Annotated in this window: 8 protein-coding genes; 7 read left to right on the top strand and 1 reads right to left on the bottom strand. The window is 70.0% G+C overall.

The annotated features are described in order from the left end of the window. The first annotated feature begins 92 nt into the window (after positions 1-92). A complete protein-coding gene (locus tag B0W88_RS27150; RefSeq protein WP_077037699.1) occupies positions 93-497 on the top strand; it encodes a polyhydroxyalkanoate granule-associated phasin in 405 nt (134 codons plus the stop codon). On the opposite strand, the gene B0W88_RS27145 is transcribed toward B0W88_RS27150, so the two are convergent. Next, complete coding sequence (locus B0W88_RS27145; protein WP_077037698.1) at positions 460-1497, bottom strand: adenosine deaminase; 1038 nt, start codon at positions 1495-1497, stop codon at positions 460-462. The genes B0W88_RS27150 and B0W88_RS27145 overlap by 38 nt on opposite strands. Before the next feature lie 61 nt (positions 1498-1558). Here B0W88_RS27145 and B0W88_RS27140 point away from each other — a divergent pair, with 61 nt between their 5' ends. The 6 genes from B0W88_RS27140 to ligD all read left to right on the top strand — a co-directional run. Continuing rightward, positions 1559-2362, top strand: a complete 804-nt coding sequence (locus tag B0W88_RS27140; protein WP_077037697.1) for a hypothetical protein — start codon at positions 1559-1561, stop codon at positions 2360-2362. 8 nt (positions 2363-2370) lie between these two features. Further along, positions 2371-4626 (top strand): ATP-dependent DNA helicase, encoded by a 2256-nt coding sequence (locus tag B0W88_RS27135; RefSeq protein WP_077037696.1) that lies wholly within the window; start codon positions 2371-2373, stop codon positions 4624-4626. A gap of 63 nt (positions 4627-4689) precedes the next feature. Then, positions 4690-4875, top strand: coding sequence for a hypothetical protein (locus B0W88_RS27130; protein ID WP_077037695.1), 186 nt, complete (start codon positions 4690-4692; stop codon positions 4873-4875). Positions 4876-4931: 56 nt separating this feature from the next. Beyond that, positions 4932-5912, top strand: coding sequence for an SDR family oxidoreductase (locus B0W88_RS27125; protein ID WP_077037694.1), 981 nt, complete (start codon positions 4932-4934; stop codon positions 5910-5912). A 1-nt stretch (position 5913) separates the two neighbouring features. Further along, a complete protein-coding gene (locus tag B0W88_RS27120; RefSeq protein WP_083749102.1) occupies positions 5914-6738 on the top strand; it encodes a Ku protein in 825 nt (274 codons plus the stop codon). After that, positions 6735-8304, top strand: a 1570-nt coding sequence (gene ligD, locus B0W88_RS27115) for a non-homologous end-joining DNA ligase (protein ID WP_198937951.1), incomplete at its 3' end; no start/stop codon positions are given. The genes B0W88_RS27120 and ligD, both read left to right, overlap by 4 nt.

The raw sequence follows: 8304 nt of genomic DNA, 5'->3' as shown, positions 1-8304 counted from the left end.
GCCGACCTCAGCGCAGCGGCTACCCGCCAGTGGGCCCGCGAGCCGAACGTCCGCACGCTGGCCTGATCCACCTCAAGCAAGGAAGCCTTCAAATGACCGCCAAACGCCATGCCGCCTCGCTGGGCGCCCGCTCCGCCGAACTCGGCTTCGCTGCGCCACAGGTGATCGCGATCCGCCTCGCCCGGATGATGATGGCCGGGGCGCAGCCCAGCGCCTCGGACCAGGCCGAGTTCCAGCGCATGTTTGCCGAGAAGGCCAGCGCCTTCTGGCGCGCCGGCCTGGCGATGTCGCAGCAGGCTTTCAGCCTGCAGATGGCGCTGGGCGGGACGCTGCTGCGCTCGATGTGGGGCTGGCCGCCTTCGAACGCGCTGGCGCGCCAGGCCGGCGGCGGCGCGCTGGCGGTGCTGAACCGGGGCATCGCGCCGATCCACGCGACCGCCACGGCCAATCTGCGCCGGCTCAGCCAGCCACGTCGAAAGCCTCGCCGAGCTGCTTGAGCCAGGCGGACTTCGTGGCCAGGTCGACGAAGCTGGCCTCGAAGCTGTTGGCCGCCAGCTGCCAGGCATGGTGCGCCCGCAGCTGCGGCAGCGCCTCGAAGGTGGCGAGGAAGTTGGTGTTCAGGTAGCCGCCGAAATAGGCCGGGTCGTCGGAGTTGATCGTCACGCACAGGCCGTGCTCGAGCAGCGTGGCCAGGCAGTGATCGCGCAGGTCGGGGTAGACCTGCAGCTTCTGGTTGGACAGCGGGCACACGGTCAGCGGGATGCGCCGGCGCGCCAGGCGCTGCATCAGCGCCGGGTCGTCGATGCAGCGCACGCCATGGTCGATGCGCTGCACGTGCAGCAGGTCCAGCGCATCGTGGATGTACTGGGCCGGGCCCTCCTCGCCGGCATGGGCGACGAGATGCAGGCCCAGCTCGCGGCAGCGGGCGAAGACGCGCTGGAACTTCTCCGGCGGGTGGCCGCGCTCGGAGCTGTCCAGGCCCACGCCGATGAAGTGCTCGCGGTAGGGCAGCGCCTGCTCCAGCGTGGCGAAGGCGTCCTCCTCGCTCAGGTGGCGCAGGAAGCACAGGATCAGCGCGCCGCTGATGCCCAGTTCGCGCTGCGCCGTCTCCAGCGCGCGGGAGAGGCCGCGGATCACGACGCCGATGTCCACGCCGCGCTCGGTGTGGGTCTGCGGGTCGAAGAACAGCTCGGCGTGGACGATGTGGTCGTCCGCCGCGCGGCGGAAGTAGGCCACGCCCAAGTCGTGGAAGTCCTGCTCGTGCAGCAGCACGCTGGCCCCGGCGTAGTAGATGTCGAGGAAGCTTTGCAGGTCGGTGAAGGCGTAGGCGGCGCGCAGCGCCTCCACGCTGTCGTACTTCAGCGCGATGCCGTTGCGTCGGGCCAGCTCGAAGATCAGCTCGGGTTCGAGCGTGCCCTCGATGTGGACGTGCAGCTCGGCCTTGGGCATGGCGCGGAGCAGGGCGGGGAGGTCGGTGATGTGGGCGAATCGGTCCATGCGCTGATTGTGGAGGTTAGCGCCCACGCCAGCTAAACAACTGTATTTATAATCAGTATTCATGAGCGATCCGACTTCCGTTGCAGCGATCTCCCGTGTCCACAAGACCCGCCTGATGCAGGTCTGGCGTTCGGCCGGCTGGCCCTGCAAGGACGGCATCGAGCTGGACCTGCTGGCCGCCGGCCTGCTGGCGCTGCAGCTGGAGGACGGTCGCGAGACGCTGCGGCTCACCGAGGCCGCCATTGGCCTGATGGCCGAGAGCCGCCAGCGCGGCCAGCGGGCGCTCAGCGCGCATGACCGCCTGGGCCAGCGCTTCGCCGAGCACCTGTTGGCTCAGGGCCGGGTGGTCTGGCGGGAGCTGTCGCTGCGCGCGCAGGTCGAGGATGAAGAGGCCGCGCAAGACCTGACCCCGGTGCCGCTGCCCTCCGGCCTGTTTGGCGACGAGGACGCCGAACGCCCGATGCCCAGGGTCTGGCGCATGGCCCGGCCGGACATCTTCTCCATCCGCAACACCTCGGTGGAGGCCTACCTGCAGCCGCAGGTCCACGAGATCAAGGTCAGCCGCGCCGACCTGCTGTCCGACCTGCGCCATGCCGCCAAGCGCCAGGCCTACCAGTGGCTGTGCAGCGAGTGCTGCTACGTGTTCCCGGCGAACGTGGCCAAGCCCAACGAGATCCCGGAGCAGTTCGGTGTCTGGGTGCTGCACGGCGGCATCGACGACGGCGAGTTCGAGCTGCTGCGGCCCGCCCAGCACCGGCCGGTGAAGCTGCCCTTCGCGGTCTGGATGGCGCTGGCCAAGGCGACGCCGCTGCGGCTCGATGCCGAGGATGGTGGCGGCCAGGCGGCGCTCGGCGAAGCGCACTGAGCAGCACCATGTACACCGTCGCCGTCCGCGAGCTGTGCGAGTTCACGGCCAAGCAGGGCGACCTGGACCTGCGCTTCACGCCGGCGCCCAGCGCGCTGGAAGGCATGGCCGGCCATGCGGCGGTGGCCGCGCGGCGCGATTCACCTAACTACGAAACCGAGCTGACCCTGGCCGGCGAGTACCGCGGCCGGCTGCTGGTGCGCGGCCGGGCCGACGGTTTCGACAGCGAACGGCGCCGGCTCGAGGAGGTGAAGACCTACAAGGGGTGGCTGGAGCGCCAGTCCGAAACGCAGCGCGAGCTGCACTGGGCGCAGGCGCGCATCTACGGCTGGCTGCTGTGCGAGCAGGGCGGCTTCGACGAGATCGAGGTCGCGCTGGTCTACTTCAACATCGGCTCGCAGCAGGAGACGGTGTTCATCGAGCGCCGCAGCGCGGACGAGCTGCGCGAGCATTTCGAGCGCCACTGCGAGCGCTTCCTCGCCTGGGCCGAGCGGCAGCTGGCGCATCGCGCCGCGCGCGATGAAGCGCTGGCTGCCTTGGGCTTCCCCTTCGGCGAGTTCCGCGCCGGTCAGCGCGCGCTGGCGGAGTCGGTCTATCGCGCCGCCGCCGGGTCGCGATGCCTGCTGGCCCAGGCACCCACCGGCATCGGCAAGACCATGGGCACGCTGTTCCCGCTGCTGAAGGCGGCGCCGGGGCAGAAGCTGGACAAGGTCTTCTTCCTCGCCGCCAAGAGCTCGGGCCGCCAGATGGCGCTCGACGCGCTCGGCCGGCTGCCGGCCTTGCCGCTGCGGACGCTGGAGCTGGTGGCGCGGGACAAGGCCTGCGAGCACCCGCAGAACAACTGCCACGGCGAATCCTGCCCGCTGGCCGCCGGCTTCTACGACCGCCTCCCCGAGGCCCGAGCCGCCGCGCTGGAGCGGCCGGGCCTGCTGACCCAGGCGGCCGTGCGCGAGGCCGCGCTGGCGCATCAGGTCTGCCCCTACTACCTGAGCCAGGAGCTGGCCCGCTGGGTGGACATCGTCGTCGGCGACTACAACTACTACTTCGACCTCGGCGGCCTGCTGCACGGCCTCACCCAGGCCAACCAGTGGCGCGTGGCGCTGCTGGTGGACGAGGCGCACAACCTGGTCGAGCGGGCCCGCGGCATGTACAGCGCGGAGCTGCGGCCCGAGACCCTGGCCGAGGCCCGCCAGGCCGCGCGCAAGCTGCCCGCCGTCAAGGCCGCGCTGGACAAGGTACGCAAGGCCTGGGCCGTCGTCGACAAGGCGCAGGCCGAGCCCTATGCCGTGCTTGCCGCGCTGCCCGAGGCGCTGGCCGGCGCGCTGCAGCAGTGCGCCTCGACGCTGGGCGAACACCTGGCCGAGCATGCATCCGCGCCCGACCCGGCGCTGCAGGCCTTCATGTTCGAGGCCCAGCACCTGGCGCGCATGGCCGAGTCGCTGGACGAGCATTCGCTGGTCGACCTGAGCAAGGGCGAGAAGCCGGGCACGTCGCAGCTGTGCATCCGCAACCTGGTGCCCGCACCCTTCCTGAAGCCGCGGCTCGAAGCGGCGCTGACCAGCACGCTGTTCTCGGCCACGCTGCAGCCCACCGCCTACTACACCGACCTGCTGGGCCTGCCGGACGGGCATGTCTGCGTGGACGTCGAATCCCCCTTCGAGGCCGCGCAGCTGCGAGTGAATATTGCCCGCCACATCTCCACCCGCTACGCGGACCGGGAGGCATCATTGGCGCCCATCGCGCGGCTGATGGCCGAGCAGTTCCAGGCCCAGCCCGGCAACTACCTCGCCTTCTTCAGCAGCCACGACTACTTGCAGCAGGTTGCCGACATGTTTGCAGCGATGTTCCCCGCCTTGCCGGTCTGGCGGCAGTCGCGCCGGATGGGCGAAGCCGAGCAGAAGGCCTTCCTCGGCCGCTTCACCGAAGGCGGCGAAGGCATCGGCTTCGCGGTGCTGGGCGGCGCCTTCTCCGAAGGCATCGACCTGCCGGGCCGCCGCCTGATCGGCGCCTTCCTGTCCACGCTGGGCCTGCCGCAGGTGAACCCGGTCAACGAGCAGATCAGGGCGCGCATGCAGCGCCTGTTCGGCGCGGGCTACGACTACACCTACCTCTACCCCGGCCTGCAGAAGGTGGTGCAGGCCGCGGGCCGCGTGATCCGCACGCCGAGCGACCGGGGCGTGGTCCACCTGATCGACGACCGCTATGCCCGCCGCGAGGTCCATCGGCTGCTGCCCCGCTGGTGGGCGCTCGGCCGAACAAATTGATACACCCGGGTGGCATGCTCATTGCCGAATGCCGGAAACTGAGAAGTTGTCAGGAGTAGTGCCATGCCGTCCCGTACCCACGATGTCCGTTGGCTGCAATCGCAGGAGGCCCGCCTGAATCCGCCACTGGGCGAAGGCGACGAGGACTTCGTCGACCCCTTCGCCGATCTGCCCGATGGCGACCCGGGCCAGCTCGACAAGCTGCGGCTGATGTTCGACTGGACGCCGCCGCGCGAGCACCTGCACTGACGGCATTCCGTTTGCCGTGACGAGGTCCGAACGCCCCAAGCGGAAAGGACCTCCCGATGAGTTCCAAGAACGATAGCGCGGTCGCCGAGGCTCGCAAGATCCAGCGCGAGCAGGATCGCAAGGATGCGGCGAAGGGCCGCGGCAAGGCCGCCAGGGCCGAGACGCCCGTCCAGGCCGGGGCCCGCCCGCAGCCCACCGATCTCCCCGCACAGCACATCGCCAAGCCGGGCCTGCAGGCCGAGCTGAAGCTGCAGCCGCGATACCTGGCGCCCGACTATCTCGGCAGCAGCAAGCTGCACCACATGAGCGCGCTGATCACCGGCGGCGATTCCGGCATCGGCCGCGCGGTGGCCGTGCTGTTCGCCCGCGAGGGCGCCGACGTGGCCATCGTCTACCTCGACGAGGACGAGGACGCGAAGGAGACCCAGCGCGCCGTCGAGGCCGAGGGCCGCCAGTGCCTGCTGCTGCCCGGCGACGTCAAGGATCCGGCCTTCTGCGAGCGCGCGGTGCGCGCGACGGTGGACACCTTCGGCAAGCTCGACATCCTCGTCAACAACGCCGCCTTCCAGGAACACGCCGACGAGCTGACCGACATCAGCGAGGAACGCTTCGACGAGACGCTGCGCACCAATGTCTACGGCTACTTCCACATGGCCAAGGCGGTGCTGCCGCACCTGGGGCAGGGCGCCTGCATCATCAACACCGGCTCGGTCACCGGCCTCGAAGGCAGCCCCAGGCTGCTCGACTACTCGACCACCAAGGGCGCCATCCACGCCTTCACCAAGGCGCTGGCGCAGAACGTCCTGCACCGCGGCATCCGCGTCAATGCGATCGCGCCCGGCCCCGTGTGGACGCCGCTGAACCCGGCCGACGCACCGGCGGAGCGGGTGGCCGAGTTCGGCAGGAAGACCGACATGCATCGCCCGGCGCAGCCGGAGGAGCTGTCGCCGGCCTACGTGTTCCTGGCCTCGCCGGTCTGCTCCGGCTACATCACCGGCATCGTGCTTCCCGTCACCGGCAGCGTTGGCGCTGAATGACATGGTCGCTCCTCGCATCATCTGGAAAGGCGCGATCAGCTTCGGCCTGGTCCACGTCCCCGTCGCGCTGTACCCGGCGTCGAGGGAAGACGACATCGACTTCGACTGGCTCGACAAGCGCTCGATGGACCCGGTCGGCTACCAGCGCATCAACAAGCGCACCGGCAAGACGATCACCAAGGAGAACATCGTCAAGGGCGTCAAGCAGGAGGACGGCGACTACGTGCTGATCTCCGACGAGGAGATCAAGGCCGCCTACCCGCAGACCACGCAGACGATCGCGATCGAGGCCTTCGTCCAGGCCAGCGAGATCCCCTTCCTCTTCCTGGAGAAACCCTTCTACCTGGAGCCGCTGGGCAAGGCCGGCAAGGTCTACGCGCTGCTGCGCGAGGCGATGGTGGCCGACGGCAGCATCGGCATCGCGCGGCTGGTGATGCACAACAAGCAGCACCTGGCCGCGCTGATCCCGACCGGCCCGGCGCTGATGCTCAACACGCTGCGCTGGGCCGACGAGATCCGCCCCTGGAACGAGCTGAGCTTCCCGAAGGAAGGCAAGGCCGAGGTCAAGGACGCCGAGCTGAAGATGGCCCGCCAGCTGATCGGCGACATGAAGGCGAAGTGGCAGGCCGACGACTATGCGGACGAGTTCAAGACCGCGATCCGCGCGCTGATCGGGCAGAAGGCCAAGGCCGGCGAGACGAAGCGCGTGACGCCGCTCGAACCGACCGGCGAGGAAGGTGCGGCCAGCAATGTGGTCGACCTCAGCGACCTGCTGCGGCGCAGCCTGTCGGGCGGCAAGACGGGCAAGGCGAAGAAATCGGCATGAGCGATCGCGGCCTCGACGACTACCGGCGCAAGCGCGACTTCACGGTCACGAGCGAGCCGGCCCCCGGCAAGGCCGCAGCGAAGGCCGGCCAGGCGCTGAGCTTCGCGATCCAGAAGCACGCGGCCCGCCACCTGCACTACGACTTCCGCCTGGAGCTGGACGGCCGGCTCAAGAGCTGGGCCGTGCCCAAGGGGCCGAGCCTGGACCCGCACGACAAGCGCATGGCCGTCCACGTGGAGGATCATCCGCTCGCCTATGGCGGCTTCGAGGGCACCATCCCGGCCGGCCAGTACGGCGCCGGCACGGTGATCGTCTGGGACCGCGGCACGTGGACCCCGATCGGCGATGCCCGCGCCGGCTACCGCGACGGCAAGCTCAAGTTCGAGCTGCACGGCGACAAGCTGCACGGCCTGTGGACCCTCGTGCGCATGCGCGGCAAGGCGGGCGAGCGGCAGGAGCCCTGGCTGCTGATCAAGGAGCGCGACGAGTTCGCGCGGCCGGCGGCGGACTACAGCGTCGTCGACGCCGAGCCGGACAGCGTCCTTGCCCGGCGCCCCCGCACGCGCAAGGCCGCCGCCCGCGACGAGATGCCGCTGACGCTGGCGCCCGAACTCGCCACGCTGGTCCGCTCGCCGCCCGAGGGTGTGAACTGGCTGTGGGAAATGAAGTTCGACGGCTACCGGCTGCTGACCCGCGTGGCCGCCGACGGCACGGCGCGCCTGTTCACCCGCAACGGCCACGACTGGACCGGCAAGCTCAAGAGCCTGGCGCAGGCCCTGGAGGCGCTGAAGCTGAAGTCCAGCTGGCTGGACGGCGAGATCGTCATCCAGGGTGAGCACGGCGCGCCGGATTTCCAGGCGCTGCAGAACGCCTTCGAGACCAGCAAGGGGACGACGCAGATCGTCTACTACCTGTTCGACCTGCCCTTCCACGCCGGAGAAGACCTGCGCAGCCGCCCGCTGGCCGAGCGCCGCGAGCGCCTGCGCACCCTGCTGGACGACGACAAGGCACAGGCCCAGCCGCGCCTGCGCTTCAGCGAGGACTTCCGCGAGGACGCCGCCCACCTGCTGGCCAGCGCCTGCCGGCTGCGCATGGAGGGCCTGATCGGCAAGCGGGCCGACTCGCCCTACCGCTCGGCCCGCTCGCCCGACTGGATCAAGCTCAAGTGCACGCAGCGCCAGGAGTTCGTCATCGTCGGCCATACCGAGCCCAAGGGCCGCCGCTCGGGCCTGGGCTCGCTGCTGCTGGCGGTCAACGATGCCGCTGGAACGCTGCGTTATGCCGGCAACGTCGGCACCGGCTTCAGCGAGGCCTCGCTGCACCGGCTGAAGAGCCAGCTGGACGGGCTGGCCGTGAAGGCGCCGGCCTTCGAAGGCAAGCCGCCGGCCGGCGCGCATTTCGTCAAGCCGAAGCTCGTGGCCGAGGTGTCCTTCGCCGAATGGACCCAGGACGGCCGCGTGCGCCAGGCGGTGTTCCACGGCCTGCGCGGCGACAAGCCGCCTGCGGCGATCACGCGCGAGCAAGCAGCCGCTGCCGCCCCGGCGCCGGCCGCGAAGACGCCGGCCC

The organism is Pelomonas sp. KK5, from assembly GCF_001984095.1.
Classification (GTDB): Bacteria; Pseudomonadota; Gammaproteobacteria; order Burkholderiales; family Burkholderiaceae_C; genus KK5.
Note: the sequence above shows the minus strand (reverse complement) of the source record. Positions and strands in the feature narration are given on the sequence as shown.

What these genes read in the sequence shown, in the direction of transcription:
- B0W88_RS27150 (WP_077037699.1), top strand. Translation starts at nt 93, where the DNA reads ATGACCGCCAAACGCCATGCCGCCTCGCTGGGCGCCCGCTCCGCCGAA.
- B0W88_RS27135 (WP_077037696.1), top strand. Translation starts at nt 2,371, where the DNA reads ATGTACACCGTCGCCGTCCGCGAGCTGTGCGAGTTCACGGCCAAGCAG.
- B0W88_RS27125 (WP_077037694.1), top strand. Translation starts at nt 4,932, where the DNA reads ATGAGTTCCAAGAACGATAGCGCGGTCGCCGAGGCTCGCAAGATCCAG.
- B0W88_RS27130 (WP_077037695.1), top strand. Translation starts at nt 4,690, where the DNA reads ATGCCGTCCCGTACCCACGATGTCCGTTGGCTGCAATCGCAGGAGGCC.
- B0W88_RS27120 (WP_083749102.1), top strand. Translation starts at nt 5,914, where the DNA reads ATGGTCGCTCCTCGCATCATCTGGAAAGGCGCGATCAGCTTCGGCCTG.
- B0W88_RS27140 (WP_077037697.1), top strand. Translation starts at nt 1,559, where the DNA reads ATGAGCGATCCGACTTCCGTTGCAGCGATCTCCCGTGTCCACAAGACC.
- B0W88_RS27145 (WP_077037698.1), bottom strand. Translation starts at nt 1,497, where the DNA reads ATGGACCGATTCGCCCACATCACCGACCTCCCCGCCCTGCTCCGCGCC.